Here is an 18,783-nt window from a genome sequence, read left to right on the forward strand (position 1 = left end):
GTCACCGTCGCGAAGCCGGCTGGAAATCGAGAACGTAGAGACCTCCGACCCCCGTCGCGGCGATTCCCGTGCCGTCCTCGAGCCATACGCAGTCGACGAGCGCGCGGGGGGTGCGGGTGGCCGCGACCGGCTGTGGGGCGTCAAGGTGCCAGACCGACAGCATGTTCTTGGCGACGGCGGCCATGTGCGCGCCGTCCTGGGAGAAGGAGGCCCGCTGGATCAGGGCGTCCGTGGCTGTGAGTTCGGCGATTGCCGCGTCGCCGGGGACGTCCCAGACCGTGACGGAGCCGTCCCTCGCGATGGCCAGCCGGGTGCCGTCGTGGCTGAACCCGACGGGCCTTCCCCGTACGGCGGCCTCGCCGTGAAGCCGATCGGCCGCCAGGTCCCAGATCCGGGTGCCGCGCGCCGCGTTGTCCATGGCGAGCCATCGGCCGTCCCGGGAGACCACCGGACTGGCTGTGGCTGATACGGGGATCTCGCGGAGCAGCCCGATGGTCCGCGCATCCCACAGGCGTACCCGGTCGTCACCGCTGCTGACGAACGTCAGACCGCCGTCAGGCCGAATGGCCAGCGCGAGCACGGGATGGTCCTGACTGATGTTGATCAGGGGCAGGGCCGAGCCGGTCTGCCACAGGCGTACCCGACGTGCGTCGGCAGCGGCGAGCAGCCGTCCGTCGGGGGAGACGGCGAGCAGACGGCCCGCGAATTGCCGGTCGGGGGTCCCGCTTCCCGTCACCGGATCCCATGTATTCACTCCATCGTCCCCGGCGGTGACGATTCGGGTGCGGTCGGCGGTGAGGAGGACTGCTGTGCGGGATCCGGAGTGTGGTGTCTGGGCGCCGGTCGTGGGGACGGCGGCCGCCTCCCAGAGCTCAGGCCTGCCCTCCCCGCCGCCTACGACGAACCAACTGCTGTCCGGGGAGATCGCCAAGGAGTCGACCTCGACCTGCGTGGACAAGGTCCGCCGCCAAGTGTCCGTGCCGCGTGTCCACAGCACGACCTTGCGGGCGTGGTTGCCGGCGGCGAGCCAGCTGCCGTCCGGGGCGATCGCCACCGCTGCCACCCCCGGCACGAAGTGGTGGTACCCGTTGTCCCAGTCCGGCAGGGTGAGTTCGGCGCGGAGGGAGCCGTCGGCCGCGTCCAGGATCCGCAGCCTGTTGTTGCTGGAGCCGGCAGCGATCCACGTCGCATCGGGGGAGACCGCGAGCGCGCTCACGCCGCCGTTGGGGAGTGCGAAGCCCGCGCGCTGCTCCTTCGACGCGACATCCCAGAGGGCGATCCTGCCGTCGGGATGTCCGGTCACGATCCAGGTGCTGTTGGGGGAGATGGCGAACGTCGTGCACTGGTCGGGTAGCTGTCCCAGAGACCGGCCGGACGAGGCGTCCCACAACTCGACGCGTCTTCCCCGTTCACCCGATGGGCTTGCGAGTGCGGGCCCGAGCGTGAGGAACCACGTTCCGTCCCCGCTGAACGCCACGTGTTCGACCTCCTTCGGCAGGCGCCGAATCCCCGGCCGGTCGAGTCCCGACTCCAAGGACCACATCCGGGCAGCCTCGCGATAAGCCGCGCTCACGCACCAGGCGCCGTCCGGACTCACGGCCAGGACCGAGGGCCGCCGACGATGGACCTTGTGGGCCGCCTGCCGGCGCCCGGTGGCCGCGTCCAAGACCACGACATGGCCGTCGACTTCGCCGGCGATCACCCTGGTGCCGTCGGGAGACAGGGCGACCGGGCCGAAACCGGGGTGCGGACCGTCCTCACGCTCGGGAAAGGTACGGCGCAGAGTGTCCGTGCGGACGTCGGGCAGCGGCCAGCGGCTTGTCAGACGCGCCCTCGACGGATCCTGCGTTGCCCGGGCGATCTGCGGCCCCCAGTGCGGACTGTCGGACAGCGCGGTGCGCAGGACGTCCAGCACGGCGTTCCGTGGTTCCGTGGGAGAGAGCAAAGGCATCACCTGGACCCAGGTTGCCCGCTGCTCGAAGGCGCGTGGTGTACCGGCCGCGGAGAGGTCCGCGTGCGGGGAGCCAGGTCCGGAGCGCAGCAGTCTCGCCTCGGCCCAGCGGAGGTCGCAGGCGACATGTTCGGCTTGGTCCGGCTGTCCGGCGGCGATCAGATGGCCGAGCAGGTGGTCCCACAGGTAGTGCTCCTCGGCGGGCAGGTGCCACCAGGCAGGCACGGGCGAAGGGTCGTTCGGCGGCAGGGCCGAGGCGGTGGGAAGGCCGGCCGCGAGAGCGTCGACGAAGCCGCGGTTGACGGTGGTGAGCCGCTGCGGTCCCAGCTCGGCGCGCGCGAAGTCGCGTACGACGTCGTGGACCGCGAAGGGACGGCCCGGAAGCTCTGGATGCTCGGTGATCAAGGACAGGCGGACGAGGTCCTGGAAGAGGCTTTGGCCTTCCAGCGAGTCGAGGTTCGCGGTGGACCGCCACAGGGACGCTGCCAGGGAAGGAGCCAACATCTCGTCCTCGGCGAAGATCCCCAACTCCAGCATCCGTTGTTCACCTCCAGCCGGAAGCAGCTCGGTGCTCGCGCGGATCGTTGCCCGGACGGCACGGGCCCGCTGCTGCGGGTCGTCCAGATCGAGCACGGCCGTCGCGAGATGGTCGAGGGCGGCCGGTCCGGAACCCCGTAGGCGCTCCAGGACCTCGTGGCCCGATGCGGTGATCGCGGCGGGATCGGCGCCGGAGGTACTCAGTACGCGGTTGATCAGACGCAAGAGCAGGGGCCACCGGCCCGTGGCGGCCAACAGCTGCTCGGCCAGGACCGGGGGGAAGACGGGGATCCCCCAGGTGAGCAGTCGATGTGCCTGGCGGGTGGACATCTGATCCACGCGTACGCGGGCGGCGCCGTCGGGCAGCGCACTCGCCACCCTGGTGGTGACAAGGCGGACGCACTTGCCGCCCCCGACGACGAAGGGCGCGAGGTGGCCCTCCTCCCAGACGTCGTCGATGACGAGCAGCGTCCGCCCGCGCTTCTCCAGGAGGCGACCGAGATGTTGGCCCGCGAGGGCCGGGTCCTCGAGCCGGGACTCCTGGCCGGTGATGAACCCAATGGTCTCGTTGACCTTCGCGGCGATCGCGCCGCTGTCGCGAACGTCCCGACCGAGGGTGATCCGGTACACCCGGCCCCTGAAGAACCTCTGCACGCGTTCGTCGCGGGCGACCACATCCGCCAGTGTCGTCTTTCCGAAGCCTCCGGCACCGTGGAGGGCGGTGGTGATCCCGACGGTGCCGCCCCTGCGGCACAGGGCCTTGACGATCCGGCCGGCTTCCGAGGGCCGCTCCACCACCCAGTCGGGGATGTCCGGCAGAGGCGGCGGCGGGGGGTCGTCGGAGCCGGCCGCAGCCCCGCCTCGTTGAAGAAGGGGGGTCAGGAGTGCGGCTCCTATACAGGCGACCGTGAGGACGGCCGTCGCCGCCCACGGATTCCGGCGCAGGACTTCCAGCCCCCAGGGCCAGGGTGCCTCGACCGAGGTGGCGGCGTTGACGGCCACGGCGCTCGCCGCCGCAAGGGCCGGCACGAGGATCCCCAGCACCGCAGCACCCCACGCGTGCCCTCTTCTGCGCCGCACCACTCGCCCCCCGAGCCCTTGGTTCGCAAACCCTCGCAACACGCTGTACCCATGGTGGATCACGGACCGCACCCCCGAGGGGCGAACGGGTCAGTCATGGCCCGTACTTCCGGCCGGCAGCGCAGGTTGCTGCCGGAGCCGGGTTGTGGACAGGGCCACGCGAGCCTGAGCCCGGCCCTACGCACTGCCGGGCGGGTGAAGGCACAGGCGCCCCCGGGCGTGTGGCGGCGCCGGTCCTCCGAAGGGCTGCAGGATGAGCCGAAACAGCCAGCCTCCCCCAGGAGCCCTCCACCATGCTCGAACGCAAGCAGCTCAAGGACCGCGCTCAGGTCACCTTCGTTCTGCCGGCCGACACCCCGCCCGGTCCGGTCAGCGTCGTCGGTGACTTCAACGAGTGGAAGCCGGGCGCCCACGACCTGAAGCCGCGCAGTGACGGCACGCGCGCCGTCACCGTCCGCCTGCCGGTCAAGAGCGTGCACTCCTTCCGCTACCTGGCGGCGGGCGACTACTGGTTCGACGAGGACCACGCCGATGGCCACGACGGCACCAACAGCCTCCTCCACACCTGATCCGAGAGGGGCGGACCGTACCCGAGCGGTCCACCCCGACCTCGCCGCCGAATGGGTCGGACCAGCGGTTCGACGGGGCGGCGAGGTGATCGCGCCGGTTCGGTCATGGTCAACGGGTGAGTCGAGCGAACCGGGCACCCCGTTGGCGGCGCGCGAGAAGGATTCCGCCGAGCGTGCTCCCGGCTGAGCTGGCGTCGGCGAGGTCGAGGTCCGTCATGGAACCGAGTCACGGGATCGGGGCCCGTCCGGCGGATCGGATACTGCCGGACAGGCCCCGGGCCCCGGGCCGCAGGACTCAGCGCTTGAGCGTGAAGGTGAAGTCGCCCGAGAGCTTGCCGCTCAGGCGGACTGTCGACACGAGGTTCCCCTCGTCGAGCAGTCTCTCGACCTCGGCTCGCGAAAGGCCGAAACCTTCGGCGATCAGTCGCACCGGCCGCACAGGGATCCGCGCCGCGAAGCGGACCGAGACCTCGATCGCCTCACCCTCCGGCTGATGCGGCCGGCCCGGCGCGCCGCTTTCGAGGCGCCAGGCGTTGTCCCAGTCGAGGGCGATGCGATTGCGGCGCCGTACGACCGGGTCCTGGAGCAGTTCGGCTGCCAGGCCGGGGTCGTTGTCGTGCAGAAGGTTCAGGAGCTCGGGTCGTACGGAACGCACGTTCATCCGCTCCAGGACAGTGAGCTTGGTGGTGTCCCCGCACTCGGTGCACAGTGCGAGGAGCCAGGCGTCGAGGAGCTTGTGGTTCGCGTTGACGCGGAATTTGCCGTTCGCCAGGAAGCGCCCGGAGGCACACCTGTGGCAACGGCGGAGAACTATCGGCAGGCAGGTGGGCACGACCACCCAGTTTTCGGACACAGAAATACACCGGTTCCAGTGAGAAGACCGCAGCGAAAAGGAGCGCGGCGCACATGTGCGACGCGCGACGGATCAGCGCTCGGGGGTCTCACTTGGTGTACAACGGCACGTCCTTGACAGGGCGACTGTGGGCGGGAGAACGGTAACGGCCCACGGGAATGCGGCTCCACTGATTTTCGGGCAGGTGGTGGGGCGCGTGAAGGTGCGGGTCTGTGCTTCTGCTCTTCGTCAGCGTCCGAGTAGGTGTCGGACCGGGATGCGGGTCGCTGCCGCCGACGACGTAGGCGTAGACCTTCGGTCCGACTGCCAACATGGTGCCCGGAGCAGGGTCCTGGAAGGCGGCGGAGGTCGGCGGCCCCACCTCGCGGAAATGATGGAGCATCTCGACCGGGAGACCCATGCCGAACTCGCCACCGCCGACGTGCCGGCCGTCATCGACGAAGCCCGGCGCGAGCGGATGGCCGTATGGCATTTCCGGGTCGCCCGAGCTGGTGCCAGACGTCGTGTGAGTGACCGGACGCGGCTTTCCGCATCAGCCCCGCTGCTTGCGCGGGGTCTCTCCCAGGGCGCCGCGGGTGACCCGCACGGGCTCCAGCTCGGGCGCGAGGCCCTCACGTAGCCGGCCCGCCCCTCCGCGGCGCTCAGCGCCGGTTCGGCGACAAGACGCAGCGCGGCCCGACGGCCCGGGACGCTCAGGCAATCAGGTCTGGCATTGCTTCGTGGATGCGGGGGACCAGCCGCTCCAGGCAGCGCCGTCGGCCCGGGCATGTACTCGGATCTCGACCTTCACGGGGCCGCACACTCGGGTCGTGCTTCCCACTTCGAGAGGGCCGATGGCCTCGCCTGCGCGGACGTAGGCGCGACCGCTGCCTACCTTCTCCCAGTGACCACCATCGACAACACGGAAGAACGCCTCGTAGGAGACATTGAGTCCCTTTGTGCCGGTGTTACGCGCCTTGATGTGCGCCGTGATGTCTCGCGTGGGGAATCTGCCGGCAGATCCCCGCTGGGCACTGATGCAGCCGTTGACGGCTACGCGGCCGGTCGACGTACCTCCGCCACAGGCGATTGCCGCAGCGTGAGCGTTGGCCGGGATTGTCAGCACGGTCAGCGCGACTGCGCCCAGGATCGTTCCGGTACGCCTCAAATGCACTGTTGGATTCCCTTCTTGAGCCGGTTCCCTCTGAAGAGACCATGGCTCCCCTTGGGGCAAGAGGAGCAGAGCGTCACCGAGTTTTCACCCAAATAGGCGCAGGTAGCGCGTAATGGGACGGGTGCGTTCACGCTCGACGACGGCAGCGGCACGCGGCATGCTGTCGAAGCCGGCCTTCAAGCACGGCCCGTTGGGCATCGGTCACCGCCAACGGCGGGATCATCTCGGCCCCTATGCGAAGTTCGGCCTAGGCGCTGCGATCACGAGAGTCGGGCCCGGCCGGCGGCATCCGTCCCCAACCGCGCTCAACCGATTGGCGGCATCGGTCGGGTTCGTCTCCTGCGCTGGTGAACAGCGCGGTCAGTACGGGCACGCCGTGAGCGAGCGCCTGGCGCGGCAGGGGGCCCGTGGCGACGAGTGAGGCGAGTCCGTGGCCGATGGTCCAGCTCTGTGTCGCCAGTTCCAGCGGGTCGACCTCGTCACGGAAGCGGCCGGTCGCCTTGGCCCGGTCGATGGCGCGGACGAGGCGGTGCAGGGTTTCGTCCGAGGCGCCGGTGTCTTCGAGGTCGAAGCCCACGTCGAACATGACGCGGTAGAGGTCGGGGTTCTCCAAGGCGTTGGCCAGGTAGGCGGCCCCCAGCGCGGCGAGGTCCCGTACCGGGTCCGCGGACATCTTGACGGCCGCGAGTCGGGCGGCAAGGCGCGTGAAGCCTTCCTGCCGCAACGCCTTCCAGAGGCCGTCCATGCCGCCGAAGTAGGTGTAGACGGCCATCGTTGACACTCCGGTTCCTGCGACCAGGGTGCGGAGTGTGACCGGTTGCCTCGCCCGCAGCATCTGTGCGGCCCGGTCGAGCAGCAGGGAGCGGACCGCTGGATCTTTCGTCCTCGCCATGGCCCAACAATACATAGCATCGCTATGCTTTCATGGGTGCTGATCTTGTCATCCCTGACGCCAAGAGGAAGAGGCCGTTCATGTCCGTGACGCTGGTCAATCCCGAGGGGTTGCCGAAGCCCGAGGTCTACCGGCAGATGTCGGTCGCCACCGGATCGAAGCTGGTGTTCCTTGCGGGGCAGGTCGCACGCGACGCCGACGGCCGGCCCGTGGGCGAAGGAGACTTCGCAGCTCAGGTCGAGCAGTGCTACCTCAATATCGCCACCGCCCTGGCCGGGATCGGCGGCTCCTTCGACGATGTGGCGAAGCTGACCGTCTATGTCGTCGACTGGAGTCCCGAGAAAATGCCTCTGCTGGGTGAGGGCGTGGGCCGGGCGGCAGCGAAGCTGGGCATCGATCCGGTCAAGCCGATCACCCTGCTGGGCGTCGCGGCGCTGGGGGAACCGGACCTCATGGTCGAGGTCGAAGCCACCGCGGTCATGGCATAGCCGTACCGCTGCCAGGAGGAAGACCGTAGGTCTGGCCATGTCGAGTCGGGGATCCGACGGCCGGCGAGTGGTCGGTGCTGGAGCCGCCGCGGCCGGGGGGTCGTTAGAGTTGTGCCGGTGACAGCGAGCCGGGGCAGGTGGCCGAAGCGCGACCTGCGCGAAGCGACACGGCCTGGACCCGGATCTTGCCGATTTCCTTGAGCCGGAGGAACTGGACGAACCCGTGGCACGAGGTCAGGTCGGATCGGTCCCGTCGAGCCGAGCTTTGAACCCACTTGGTCCGGACGTGGGGCTGCTGTCTGTGGTGCGTCCCGCGGCGGACTGGCGGCAGGTGTCCCGGTCGGGACCGGTCGGCCGTTCCCCGCTTGTTGCCCAGACCACGCTCGCTGCGCGGGAGTGCATCGTGACGTGGGGTCGGATCGGGCTTCTCGTCGGCGATTCCCGTGATGGCGAAGCGGCGAGCGGTGTGGTGTCCGGGGCGGGCCCGGACCGCCGCAGTGCTCCGGAGGCGGGCTCCCTGGCCGCCGCCCAGGGAGCCCGCCTCCGGGGAGCACGATCCGGCCGTCGGGCGTTGGACCGTCGAAGGGAGCGATCTCGTTGGACACAGCGCACTATCCGAGTGATGAGGAGGGCCTGATGAGCACGGCTGACGAGGGACGGCAGTGGCCGGACGAGGTCAGTGTCGACAACGCGAGGACGACGCTGCTGCAGCTCCTCGCGCGGGCGGGGGTCCCTTCCGGTGATGCGCGGGAACTGATCGGACTCGTAGAGGCGGGTGCGCTGGCTCTCGCGCACGAGGAGCTGAGCGGTGGCGACCGGAGCGCGCCGGGGGACAAGGGCGAGGCGTACGAGTCAGGCTGGCTCGACGGCTCTGGTCATCTCTTGGAGGAGCTCGGCGCCGTCGCCGAGCGGACCCTGCTACGGGTCGTGGAGACGGACGGGGAGCAGGGCCCGGACGGGGAGCATCCGCGTGCCGGACGTATGGAGGTGGAGCTGGCGCGGGTGGCGCTGACGCCTCTGTACCTGTCGTTCACCGCGGTCTCGGAACTGGATCCGGAGGTGACCGAGGAGGTGCTCGTCGCCGTCCTCGGCACGATGAGCCCCCGGCGGCGGGCCGTGTACGCCGGGCGGCTGAACGAGTTCGCCACGGCCCACCGGGCCCGGCTGGAGCGGCTCTTCGCGGCGTTCGGCCCGGGCAGCGCCATCACCGTGCACGGCCGCTATTCGCTCGTCCACTCCGTCACCAGCATCGCGGTGCTGGAGCGGCTCGTCGCCGCGCCGCAGGGGCTGCGGGAAGAGTGGGACGCCGCGGAGCTGCCGCCGGCGTGGCTGGACGGGCTGACGACGGCCTGGAACGCCCCGGCCTGACCGCGGTCTTCGGCGCGATCACCGGGGCCATGGCCCGGCCGCGGCTTCTCGTCCGCGGCCGCCGCGACACCAGGCGCCGCCTGCGCGTTGGCCGGGGGTCCCCCGAGCCGGACGCGGCGCGGCCCGATCGCCTCACCTCGGCCGGTCGGCCGGCCGGCCCCGGGTCAAGGCTCGGCCCGACGCCCGACGCCCACCGCTGCCCGACGCCCACCGCTGCCCCACGCCCACCGCTGCCCGACGGCGCGCGGGCCGACAGCGAGGCGCGCTTCTTCGCCGTACCACTCCGTCCTCCGGCTCCGCGGAGGCGTCTTCTTGTCCCGGTGGACCACACCCGCCGCCCGTACGGCCACGAGCGCGGCCGACAGCTCCCGGGCCAGGCACCACAGGGCCGGCGCGCCCAGCGGCCCGTGCCGGTGCCGGTGCCCCCAGTCGCCCGGCCACGGCGCGGCGACGTACTCCGTCGCCAGCCACTGCGGGGACACCCCCGGAGCGCTGAAGTCCACCACCGAGACCGTCCACGCGGAACGCACACGGTCGTTGGCGCGTATCTCCCGCACGAAGCGGTCGGCGAAGTCCGGATCCCGGCTCAGCCCACACCCAGACGGGAGCGGTCATCGGCATGCCCGGCTACCTCGCGCCGGAGCAGGCGACCGGAGTCGCGGCCGCGGCGCCGGCGGATCGGTGCCGCGTACACGAGTACCGCGGCGAGCGGGGCCCCATAGGTGGTATGCGGTGTCGACGAGTGCGGTGATGCCGGTGACCTCGGGTTCGAATTGGCCTCCCATCCTGCTCAGCAGCTCGCTCGGCGGCGTCATGGGGGCGGCACTTCGCACCTTGTCCTTCGGCGGCACGGGCAAGACGCGTCAGATCGCCCAGAATCTCGCCGGCCACATCCACGCCGATGGCCTCTCCATCCTGCTCTCGCAGCTGAGGCCACAGCCCAGCCACCTCACTGATCTCGGGTTCCTCGGGGCGTACCGGCGGGTATGGGTGCGCGATGCGTCCAGGTTTGATAGACGTGGACGTGTTCGGGCGGGTTTCCGGGATGCGACTCAAGGGAAGGGGCGGGGCGGTGAATGCACTTCGGCCGCCGCGGACCGTCCTCTGTTCCTACTGCAAGGCGGCCCCGAGCGCGGACGCGGCGCGGACCCTTGCCGCCCGGGAGGGCAGTTGGACGGTCACCTGGCACGCCAGGACCTGCCCGCACTACATTGCCGACCGGATTCTGACCGGCAAGGAGTCCTGAGCCGCGGCCGGCGGTGGCCTGGTGCCGTTATCCGAGTTCCCGTGCGGGTGTCGCCGGCTTGACCTGGGGCCTGCTGGCCCGTAGCTCCAGCGGCCCCACGGGCCAACGACCGGGCCCATTCCGGGATACGGCTCACGAAAGTGAGGGATCGCCATCAGGGTGGCCGGTCCGGTGACCTTGGATAGGGGGAGCCGGCGCTGGGACGCCGCTTACGGGCAGCGGGTGACGGTGTCACCCGGGTCGGTGGTGCACGTGTCGGTGCCGGGGCCGCCATTGGCCGTATCGTTGCCGGAGACCGCGTCGACGGTGTCGAGCGAGTCGCTTCCGGGGCCCCCGGTCAGCGTGTCCGACCCGCTACCACCGATCAGAGTGTCGTTTCCGGCTCCGCCGTTGACGCTGTCGTTGCCGGGACCTGCGTAGACGGTGTCGTCGCCGCCGTGCGCCCTGACGGTGTCGTCGCCGCCGAGGGCGCAGATCACATCGCGACCTCCCGTGCCGCTGAGACGGTCGACGCGGCTGGTGCCGACGATCGTGCAGCCATGGGCGTTGTCCACAGTCGTGGTCACGGTGGCGGTGTTGTTGGCCAAGATGGGGTCGTCCGCGGAGCTCACGGTGGCGGTGTTGGTGAGCGTGCCGGTCGCCGTGGGCTCGACGACCACGGTGACCGTGGCCTCGGCGCCGGGGGCGAGAGTGTCCAGGACACATGTGGCGGTGGTGGCGGAAGTGTCGGGGCAGGTGCCCTCACTGGGCTCCGCCGAGACCACTTCACCGGGTCCGTCGAGGATGTCCTGCACTGTGATCTGGGTGGCGGCCATGGTGCTGTTGTTGGTCACGGTCAAGGTGTAGGAGACCGTGTCGCCCAGGCTGACGGTGTCCGGACCGGTCTTGGCGACCGACAGGTCCGGGTGGCCGAAGTCGGTGGTCACCTTGCCATCGGAGTCGAAGCTGGCGTCCAGACTCCCGTCGGTGTTGTAGCGGGCCAGCGCGAAGTTGCCGGTGTCGCCTGCGCGGCCGACGGCGACGATCTTGGCATCCGCTTGCACCGCCACCCCCCAGGCCCCGTCGTTGTTCGTCATGAAGAGTGTGGTCACCTTGCCGTCGGTGTCGAAGCCGGTGTCCAGGCTCCCGTCGGTGTTGTAGCGGGCCAGGGCGAAGCCCTGGAAGAGGGCGCTGCCGGCGGCAACGATCCTGCCGTCGGCCTGCAGTGCCACCCCGCGCGCCAGGTCGATGCCGTTGGTGAAGTCGGTGGTCACCTTGCCGTCGGTGTCGAAGGTGGGGTCGAGGCTGCCGTTGGTGTTGTAACGGGCCAATGCGAAGCGACTGCCGGTGTTGCTGTTACTGGAGTTGGCGTGGCCGGCGGCGACGATTTTGCCGTCGGTCTGTACCGCCACTCCGAACGCCGTGTCGAAGCTGGAGAATTGGAAGCTGCCGAAGTCGGTGAAGAGTTTGCCGTTTCCATCGGGACCGAAGCTGGTGTCCAGGCTGCCGTCGGGGTTGTAGCGCATCAACACGAAGTCGACGCTGAGCCAACCGGTGCCGGCGGCGATGATCTTGCCGTCCGCCTGCACCGCCACCGCATGGGCCTCGTCCCCATAGCCGCTGTTGAAGTCGGTGGTCACCCTGCCGTCGGTGTCGAAGGTGGTGTCGAGGCTGCCGTTGGTGTTGTAGCGGGCCAGCGCGAAGTCGCCGCCGCCCGAGCTGGTGCGGCCGACGGCGACGATCTTTCCGTCGGGCTGTACTGCCACCCCGTTCGCCGATTCGAATTGGCCGCTGAAGTCGGTGGTCACCCTGCCGTCGGTGTCGAAGATGCTGTCGAGGTCGCCGTTGGTGTTGTAGCGGGCCAGCGCGAAGTCGCCGCCGCCCGAGCCGGTGCGGCCGACAGCGACGATCTTTCCGTCGGGCTGTACCGCCACCCCGTTCGCCGATTCGAATTGGCTGCCGAAGTCGGTGGTCACCCTGCCGCCGGGGCCGAACGTGCTGTCGAGGCTGCCGTCGGGGTTGTAGCGGGTCAGCGCGAAGTCGCCGCCAGAGTGCCCGGCGGCGATGGTCTTCCCGTCGGGCTGTACCGCCACCGCGAAGGCCTCGTCATTGATGTGAGAGAAGATGGCCGCGTTGTTCCCGGTGCCGAAGCTCAGGTTCCCGTCGGCGGCCGCGGCCAGCGTGGTCCCGGGCAGGGACAGGGCAAGAGCCAGACCGGCGGCCACCGCCAACGACCGGCCGGCACGCACCAGGCGCCGCCCCGCCGCGGCACTGCCGAAGGCCCTTCGCACACCACACACCACTACGGACATCCAGTCCACCCAGCCTCTCGTCGTCCGCGCAGCCCGTTGCCGGCTGAGTGACCGTCATGGCGAAGTCCCCTCACGGGGCACCTCGCGCACCCGCCCACTCCGGGCCCGGACAACCAGTTCCGGAGCGCCGAGCCAGCCACAGCTTCCGACCAGCCGTTCGCATCGATGCCTCACGGCGGGCGGACCAGCGCCTGGCCCGGACAACCAGTTCCGGAGCGCCGAGCCAGCCACAGCTTCCGACCAGCCGTTCGCATCGATGCCTCACGGCGGGCGGACCAGCGCCGACTGGGCGACAGGATCCATCCTCACGAGTGATGTGCCGCGTTTGGTTGTCACTGGGGTGCCGCGGTTGCGATTTCTCGGTTCGGCGAAGGTGAATGCGGTGTCAGTGGCGAGATTCCGCGACGTTGAGTGGAGGTGCTGGTCACTGGGCCGGAGGCGGTCTTGTGGTGTTGGTTTTTCACGGGAGCTGATGGCGCATGCCGAGGCGATGTGGGGAGGCGGCGGCGGTGACACCGACACCGACGCCGACGCATCGGCCGATCGTTTGGGAGCTCGAAGGGCTGTGTACCGAGGTGCATGGCTTCTGCACGGAGCGCGGCTTCCGAGGGGGCCCGGACACCTACTTCAGGAGCTCCGCATGTCTGTTGCGCGTACGGCTGAACGGGCTCTTGGATGATTTTGTCAGCACCGCCAAGCAGGGTCTCCTGGAAGGCTGACGCCTGTACCGGACGGCGATCGGAGGGCAGGGTGACAGCCAATCCCGAGAGCTGGGCAGCTTGCTCACCCCTTGGCCGTGAGGTGGTCGATGCGGCGTTCGTCCCAGTGCTTCCACGCGGTTGAGGTCAGTAGGACGCACGCGGTAGTTCCGGCAGGGCTCCTTTCCCTGGTGGAGGGGTGCTTGGCCAAGGAGCCGGGCCGGCGCCCGACCGCCGAGGAGGTGCTGGCGCGGGTCGGCGCCACAGGGGAGGAGTGGAGCGGGGCTGTCCGGCTCCTGATGTGGGGTTCGCGGCCCATTTCCACCACCTGATCACCACGAAACCCCGGCAGCGTGCTCCGCCTGCGAACCGGCACGCTGCCGGGGTGCTCTTACCGTCGTCGCTCGCCCGCGACGATCCCGACCTTCCCCCGATCCACGGCCTCGGCCGGCCGGTCAGCATGGCCAGGCCGTCCTACTGTTTGCGGCGCATCCGGGCACCTGCCCCCGGACGGCCTCCGGCTGGGAAACGCCCCAACTGAGCACGCACGGGGGCTGTCCGTCCGGGAAGCGTTCTGTCGCGTTGGCGGTGGGGTGCCGCCCTGAGCGCGGCCGACCGACCCGCTCCTGCTCCCGTTCTTGATGCGTCGTACAACCATCGGCGCAGCCGGCGAGTCTTGTACCGCGATAAGAACATTTTCCAGGGGGTTTTGTCTGTGAAGTTGTCCCGGATCGCCGCGGCGGTCACCACTGCTGCTCTGGCTCCCGTCGTCCTCATCGCGTCACCGGCCTTCGCCGCCGGCCAGGCCGCTACGCCCACCAATCCGACGGCTCCGACCGCACCCGACCAGGCGGCCACTGACCAGGCCGACGAGGATCAGGCGGAGCAGGATCGCAAGACCATCCTCGCGATCATCGCCGACCCGATGGCCAGCGAGTACATGAAGGAAGCCGGCCGCAAGGCCATAGCCGACGGCCCCGCGGCCATGCGCAAGTTCATCGAGACCGACCAGCACAAGATCCGCCTCGACGACTACAGGGTGCTGATCACCCGTCTCCTGAACGGTGCCGGCCCCGGCCTGAAGGAAGGCATCAACAAGCTGTTCCAGAGCGACAGGGTGACTCTGGAGCAGCTGCGCCACTTCTACGAGGTCACTCAGCACGAGCTGCGCGACGACGACAACAAGGTCGACATCTCCAGGCTGATCGCCCATGGCGGCCCCGGCATGAGGGAAGCGGGCAAGAAGGCCCTCAAGGGCACTCCCGCCGACCGCATCGCCTTCCTGGCGACGGGACGGTACCTAGCGCAGGCCTCCGACGACCGGGTCGAGCTCTCCCGCATCGACGAAGGCTGGGACGGCCCCATCCTGAGCGAGGCGATCAGCAAGATCCTGGGCGGTTCCCCGACCCCGGCCGAGCTGCGCCGTTTCCTCGAGGTGACCCAGTACGAGCTGCGCGACCAGGACAACCGTGTCGCGATCGCGAGGATCATCGATGGTGGGGGACCGGAACTGGTCAAGGCCGGCCGCGCCGCGCTGGCGGGCACTGCCGCCGACCGCAGCGAGTTCCTGAAGACGGGACAGCACGAGGCGCGCGCCAAGGACAAGAAGACCCAGCAGGAGAAGGACAAGAACAAGGACCAGCAGGACCAGAACAACCCCGGCACCGGTTCGGGCTCTGGCACCGGCACGGGCTCCGGGACCAGCACGGGTAACACCGCCGTCACCCCCCAGGGCGGTAGCGGTTCCTCCCTCGCCGCAACCGGCGCGGGTGACTCGGCTTTGATCGCGGGCGGTGCGGGCACCGCACTCGTCGCCGGCGCAGGCCTCTTGCTCGCCGCGCGGATGCGCCGCGCCGCCTCCGCAAGCTGACTGGGCCACGCACCAGCCGTCGGGGCCGGCCGCGGTCGCCGCGGCCGGCCTCGCCGCGTCGTGCGGCAGGACCGGGTCCCGTGTTCGCGCGACGCGTGCCGCCTGTGCCGGCCGGGCGGCGGCTCGCGTTGCGGCCGCGACAGTGGCGGTGCTGGGGTGGCGGCGATCCTGGTGGGGACTCCTTCATCGGGACGTGCGGCACCTGCCGGCAAGGCCAGACGCAGGCGGCCGGCCGATTCGTGTCCCGTGCGGGTCGCCCGGACGGGAGACCCGCACAGCAGGGCGGCGTTCGCCCGCCAAGGAACGGGGGGCGGTCCGAAGGCTGCCCCGATGCGCGGGCCCGCTCCTGCAGCCGACAGCGGACGCGTTGGAACGTGAGGTGTTCACGGGGCGTGCCGACGTCGGCACGCGGCCCAACCACCCAGCCCGATAGTTGCCGAGGGGTGCTGGATCCGGTTTCGACGTTGTCGTCGGACTGCTTGGTCAGCCACCCGTAATGCTGCCGATAGGGGTCCAGCCGTTCGGACCGGAGGGGTCGCCTCCGTTGAACAGGTAGGCGCTGAAGCCGTCGTTCGCTCCGGCGAGGAGATAGTCGGCGTGGGTGTCGTCGTCGAAGTCGACCAGGTGGACCCGGTTGTGGTCGGTGGTCACACCGGTGGCGGTCTGCCCGAGGAACTGCCAGCCGCCGTGCCCGTCTCCTCCGCGGTTGAGGTAGGTGGTGAGGGCGCCGCTGGGGCTGATGGCCGTGTAGTCGGCGCGGCCGTCGCCGTCGTAGTCCGCGAGGCGTACGCGGCTGCGGTCGGTGGTGGTGCCGGTGGCTACCTGGCCGCGGTTGTACCAGCCCCCCGCGCCGGCCGGATCGCCGCCGCGGTTGAGGTGGACGCTCAGGGCGCCGTTGTCGGCGATCGTGGTGTAGTCGGCGCGGCCGTCGCCGTCGAAGTCGGCGAGGCGGACCTGGTCGTGACGGGTGGTGGTGCCCCAGGCGACTTTGCCGAGGTTCTTCCACCCGCCGCCGGTGTCGCCGCCGAGGTTGAGGTGGACGTTGACGCCACCGTCGGGGCTGATGAGCCAGTAGTCGGCGCGGCCGTCGCCGTCGAAGTCGGCGAAGCGTACCCGGGTGCGGTCGGTGGTGAGCCCGGTGGCGACGCGGCCGAGTTCCTGCCAGCCGCCGCCGGTGTCGCCGCCGTGGTTGAGCCAGGCCTTGACTTCGCCGGAATCGGCGATGGTGAGACGATCGGGGCGGCCGTCGCCGTCGAAGTCGGCCCACCGCACGGCACCTGCGCCGCCGGCCTCGCTGCCGACCCGCGGCGCGCGTGGCCGTACGGCCCAGCCGTCGGTGACGGCCTGTTCCAGTCCTTCATGGTAGGCCTGGGCAATCTTGCGGTAGCCCGCGTCATTGGGGTGGAGCTGGTCGGGCAGCTCCGCCGCAGCGTCCAGGCGGGGCGGCTCGACGTAACGGAACCGCTCGCCGCGGTCGCGCCTGGCGGATTCCTGGCCTTGTATGACGGCGTTGAAGTCCCGGGTCTGCTGTTCGAGCCCGGGAGTGTCGGTGAGCAGGCCCTGGACGATGACGGCCACACCTGGCCGGTTCGCCTGGATCGTGTCGACGAGGGCGGACAACTTGCCCGCGGTCTGGACCGGGTCGGCGTTGTGCCATTTCAGGTCATTGATCCCGATGTGGAGCAGGACGACGTCCGGGTCTGCCGCGGTCTGCCACTGGTTGATACCGGATCGGATCCCGTCGATGGTCCATCCGCTGTGGCCCTCGTTGTCCGGGTCCCCGACGCTGCCGAAGGAGCCGGAACCGACGAAGTCGGCCGTATAACGGGACTGGCCGGCCATCAGCTCCCACAGACGGGACCGGTAGCCGGCTCCGCCGGAGCTTCCCTCGCCCGCGGTGATCGAGTCTCCGAGCGGCATGACCCTGACGAGAGGCGGCGCCGGTTGTGGCGCCGCGGCGGCTGCGGTGGCGTTGAGCCCGAATATCCCGAGGGCTGCGAGCAGGGTGATGCTCAGGGAAGTGGTGCGCTGCATCAGGTGTTCTGAGTCCTTCGTGTCACGGGCCGGGCGGGGGAGCCGGTCAGGCGCCGGCGCGCGGCCGGGCGGAGTTGTCGGGCGGATGGAGCGGCGGTTGCTTCGCCGCAGAGTCCACGAACATCCGCCCGCCCGTCATCCTTGAGGGATGGCCGGTCGGGCGGACGCGCTATCAGACCGGCGAAGCGGTGCCCTCATTCTGACGCGGAAGCCACACGCGGGGCAGAGCGGGGTAGCTGGGACCGGTACTGGAACGACTTCGGAGGTGGCCGTGCCCGAACTGTGGGCCGGAACGGACGCAGGCAAGGCCGAGCATCACTGCACGGTGATCGACGCCGACGGTAAACCGAGGTCGTCCCAGCGGGTGGCCAACGGACCCGACGAACCCCTTCGTCATCGCCGACCAGGCCCGGATGCGCAGCGACCTACAGCCGATGCACCGCGGCGACGACATCGCCGTGGACCTGAGAATCCTCACGTCGCGCCGCCTGGACCTGGCCGCAGACCGCACCAGGGCGATCAACCCGATGCGGGCCCGGCCCGACACCCGACGCCCGCCACCACGCCTCGGCGTGGAGGCGGTCGCGGGTGTTCGCCACAGCGCACCCGCCCCGACGGGGGCGAGCGCGCTGTGGCGGACCCAGGGTGGCGTAGCCCGAACGGCTGGAACGGGGGTCGGTACGGCAAGGGTCGGTACGGGCGGGGCCGGTCGGTGCGGCGCCGGAGTGACCTCCCCGTCAGCTGCAGCCCGGTCCGGTGGGCGGGCCGGCGCAGATGTTGTGCCCGGGTCCGCCGTTGTTGACGTTGGTGCCCGGTCCGCCGTCGAGGACGTCGTTGCCGGGTCCGGCGTCGTTGGTGTCGTTGCCCGCTCCGCCGGACAAGCTGTCGTTGCCGGATCCGCCGGTGAGGGTGTCGTCGCCGTTGTTGCCGGTGAGGGTGTCGTTGCCGTTGCCGCCTTCGATGCCGTCGTTGCCGTCGTTGCCGTCGTTCCCGGCCAGGCGGTCGTTGCCGTCGCCGCCGCAGATGAGGTCGTTGCCGCCGAGCCCGTCGACCAGGTCGTTCCCTGCGAGAGCGAAGATCACGTCGTCGTTGGGGGTGCCGGTCAGGCGGTCGTTGCGGGGGGTGCCCGTGATGGTGGGAGAGGCGGTCGCGCAGGTGACGGCGGGGGGCGGTGGCGTTTCGTAGGTGATGGTCACCTGAGCCGCCCCCGTGGCGATTCCGGAGCTGCCGCCGGCGGGCACACGGTTCGACCCGCCACCGCCACCACCGGGACCTCTCGTGCCGTCGGGGAAGATGGTGCTGCAGCCTCCGCCTCCGCCGAACCAGCCGCCGCCGCCTCCACCTCCACCCAGGGCATTGAATTGCTGGCCTCCGCCGCCGGGGCCCCCGAGACCCGCCAAGCCGAAGTTCCCGTCTGGCAACACTTCCGACGGGCAGGATTCCCCGCCCACGCCGCCGGAGGTCTGTGTCCCGCCGCCACCGCCCTGCCCGCCCTCCGGCCGGTCGCCACCGTCCTCCCCCGTGTCTCCGGCGTCCCCACCGACGGCCTCGGGGGCCGGAACCACGAGACCACCGCTGCCGCCACCACCACCGGCCGCGACGATCAGGCGGGGGTCGGTGCCGGCGGTGCCGGTCAGAGTGCAGCCGGAGTCGGCCGAGCTGCAGGTGCGGACGTCGCTGGAACCACCTCCGGCGCCGCCTCGGGTTTCAAAGCCGCCGCCGCCCAGGGCGCCAAGGGTGTTCACGTTCACGT

The 18,783-nt window shown here is 70.3% G+C and carries 14 protein-coding genes and 1 pseudogene; 8 read left to right on the forward strand and 7 right to left on the reverse strand.

What is annotated here, in order from left to right; genetic code table 11:
- Position 1: 1 nt before the first annotated feature.
- The gene (locus J7F03_RS31065) at positions 2 to 3,532 is read right to left on the reverse strand and encodes an NB-ARC domain-containing protein (RefSeq protein ID WP_214955340.1); all 3,531 of its coding nucleotides are present in this window, start codon (positions 3,530 to 3,532) and stop codon (positions 2 to 4) included.
- 329 nt (positions 3,533 to 3,861) lie between these two features.
- On the opposite strand from J7F03_RS31065, the gene J7F03_RS31070 reads away from it, so the two are divergent.
- Positions 3,862 to 4,137 (forward strand): isoamylase early set domain-containing protein, encoded by a 276-nt coding sequence (locus J7F03_RS31070; RefSeq protein WP_214955342.1) that lies wholly within the window; start codon positions 3,862 to 3,864, stop codon positions 4,135 to 4,137.
- 295 nt (positions 4,138 to 4,432) lie between these two features.
- On the opposite strand, the gene J7F03_RS31075 is transcribed toward J7F03_RS31070, so the two are convergent.
- On the reverse strand, positions 4,433 to 4,990 hold the full coding sequence (locus tag J7F03_RS31075) for a DUF1062 domain-containing protein (protein ID WP_214955344.1): 558 nt from the start codon (positions 4,988 to 4,990) through the stop codon (positions 4,433 to 4,435).
- A 370-nt stretch (positions 4,991 to 5,360) separates the two neighbouring features.
- Here J7F03_RS31075 and J7F03_RS31080 point away from each other — a divergent pair, with 370 nt between their 5' ends.
- Positions 5,361 to 5,609, forward strand: a complete 249-nt coding sequence (locus J7F03_RS31080) for a hypothetical protein (RefSeq protein WP_214955346.1) — start codon at positions 5,361 to 5,363, stop codon at positions 5,607 to 5,609.
- Between the two features lie 781 nt (positions 5,610 to 6,390).
- Here the strand turns inward: J7F03_RS31080 and J7F03_RS31085 are convergent.
- Positions 6,391 to 7,035, reverse strand: a complete 645-nt coding sequence (locus J7F03_RS31085) for a TetR/AcrR family transcriptional regulator (protein ID WP_214955348.1) — start codon at positions 7,033 to 7,035, stop codon at positions 6,391 to 6,393.
- 80 nt (positions 7,036 to 7,115) lie between these two features.
- Here J7F03_RS31085 and J7F03_RS31090 point away from each other — a divergent pair, with 80 nt between their 5' ends.
- On the forward strand, positions 7,116 to 7,523 hold the full coding sequence (locus tag J7F03_RS31090; protein ID WP_214955351.1) for a RidA family protein: 408 nt from the start codon (positions 7,116 to 7,118) through the stop codon (positions 7,521 to 7,523).
- Positions 7,524 to 8,159: 636 nt separating this feature from the next.
- Positions 8,160 to 8,891: a hypothetical protein gene (locus J7F03_RS31095; RefSeq protein ID WP_214955353.1), complete on the forward strand. Its 732-nt coding sequence runs from the start codon at positions 8,160 to 8,162 to the stop codon at positions 8,889 to 8,891.
- Positions 8,892 to 9,055: 164 nt separating this feature from the next.
- Here J7F03_RS31095 and J7F03_RS31100 read toward each other — a convergent pair whose 3' ends face one another.
- Positions 9,056 to 9,448, reverse strand: coding sequence for a hypothetical protein (locus J7F03_RS31100; RefSeq protein WP_214955355.1), 393 nt, complete (start codon positions 9,446 to 9,448; stop codon positions 9,056 to 9,058).
- Positions 9,449 to 9,963: 515 nt separating this feature from the next.
- On the opposite strand from J7F03_RS31100, the gene J7F03_RS31105 reads away from it, so the two are divergent.
- On the forward strand, positions 9,964 to 10,137 hold the full coding sequence (locus J7F03_RS31105) for a hypothetical protein (RefSeq protein WP_214955357.1): 174 nt from the start codon (positions 9,964 to 9,966) through the stop codon (positions 10,135 to 10,137).
- Between the two features lie 209 nt (positions 10,138 to 10,346).
- On the opposite strand, the gene J7F03_RS31110 is transcribed toward J7F03_RS31105, so the two are convergent.
- Positions 10,347 to 12,407 carry a calcium-binding protein gene (locus J7F03_RS31110; RefSeq protein WP_308380028.1) on the reverse strand — a complete coding sequence of 687 codons (2,061 nt, stop codon included), beginning with the start codon at positions 12,405 to 12,407 and terminating at the stop codon, positions 10,347 to 10,349.
- A gap of 922 nt (positions 12,408 to 13,329) precedes the next feature.
- Here J7F03_RS31110 and J7F03_RS42115 point away from each other — a divergent pair.
- Both J7F03_RS42115 and J7F03_RS31115 read left to right on the forward strand, forming a co-directional pair.
- Entirely contained in the window at positions 13,330 to 13,458 is a 129-nt protein-coding gene (locus J7F03_RS42115) for a hypothetical protein (RefSeq protein WP_285440513.1), read from the forward strand.
- Between the two features lie 383 nt (positions 13,459 to 13,841).
- Positions 13,842 to 14,996 carry an ALF repeat-containing protein gene (locus tag J7F03_RS31115; RefSeq protein WP_214955362.1) on the forward strand — a complete coding sequence of 385 codons (1,155 nt, stop codon included), beginning with the start codon at positions 13,842 to 13,844 and terminating at the stop codon, positions 14,994 to 14,996.
- A gap of 483 nt (positions 14,997 to 15,479) precedes the next feature.
- On the opposite strand, the gene J7F03_RS31120 is transcribed toward J7F03_RS31115, so the two are convergent.
- Complete coding sequence (locus J7F03_RS31120; RefSeq protein ID WP_214955364.1) at positions 15,480 to 17,030, reverse strand: FG-GAP-like repeat-containing protein; 1,551 nt, start codon at positions 17,028 to 17,030, stop codon at positions 15,480 to 15,482.
- 392 nt (positions 17,031 to 17,422) lie between these two features.
- Between J7F03_RS31120 and J7F03_RS42785 the strand changes: the two are divergent.
- Positions 17,423 to 17,572, forward strand: a pseudogene (locus tag J7F03_RS42785) (transposase); the annotation flags it as partial.
- A 195-nt stretch (positions 17,573 to 17,767) separates the two neighbouring features.
- Here J7F03_RS42785 and J7F03_RS31130 read toward each other — a convergent pair.
- On the reverse strand, positions 17,768 to 18,775 hold the full coding sequence (locus tag J7F03_RS31130) for a calcium-binding protein (RefSeq protein WP_308380029.1): 1,008 nt from the start codon (positions 18,773 to 18,775) through the stop codon (positions 17,768 to 17,770).
- Positions 18,776 to 18,783 lie beyond the last annotated feature (8 nt).

The sequence above is a fragment of the Streptomyces sp. ISL-43 genome (assembly GCF_018614195.1).
In the GTDB taxonomy this organism is placed as follows: Bacteria; Actinomycetota; Actinomycetes; order Streptomycetales; family Streptomycetaceae; genus Streptomyces.

What these genes read in the sequence shown, in the direction of transcription:
- J7F03_RS31085 (WP_214955348.1), bottom strand. Translation starts at nt 7,035, where the DNA reads ATGGCGAGGACGAAAGATCCAGCGGTCCGCTCCCTGCTGCTCGACCGG.
- J7F03_RS31090 (WP_214955351.1), top strand. Translation starts at nt 7,116, where the DNA reads ATGTCCGTGACGCTGGTCAATCCCGAGGGGTTGCCGAAGCCCGAGGTC.
- J7F03_RS31070 (WP_214955342.1), top strand. Translation starts at nt 3,862, where the DNA reads ATGCTCGAACGCAAGCAGCTCAAGGACCGCGCTCAGGTCACCTTCGTT.
- J7F03_RS31080 (WP_214955346.1), top strand. Translation starts at nt 5,361, where the DNA reads ATGATGGAGCATCTCGACCGGGAGACCCATGCCGAACTCGCCACCGCC.
- J7F03_RS31120 (WP_214955364.1), bottom strand. Translation starts at nt 17,030, where the DNA reads ATGCAGCGCACCACTTCCCTGAGCATCACCCTGCTCGCAGCCCTCGGG.
- J7F03_RS31095 (WP_214955353.1), top strand. Translation starts at nt 8,160, where the DNA reads ATGAGCACGGCTGACGAGGGACGGCAGTGGCCGGACGAGGTCAGTGTC.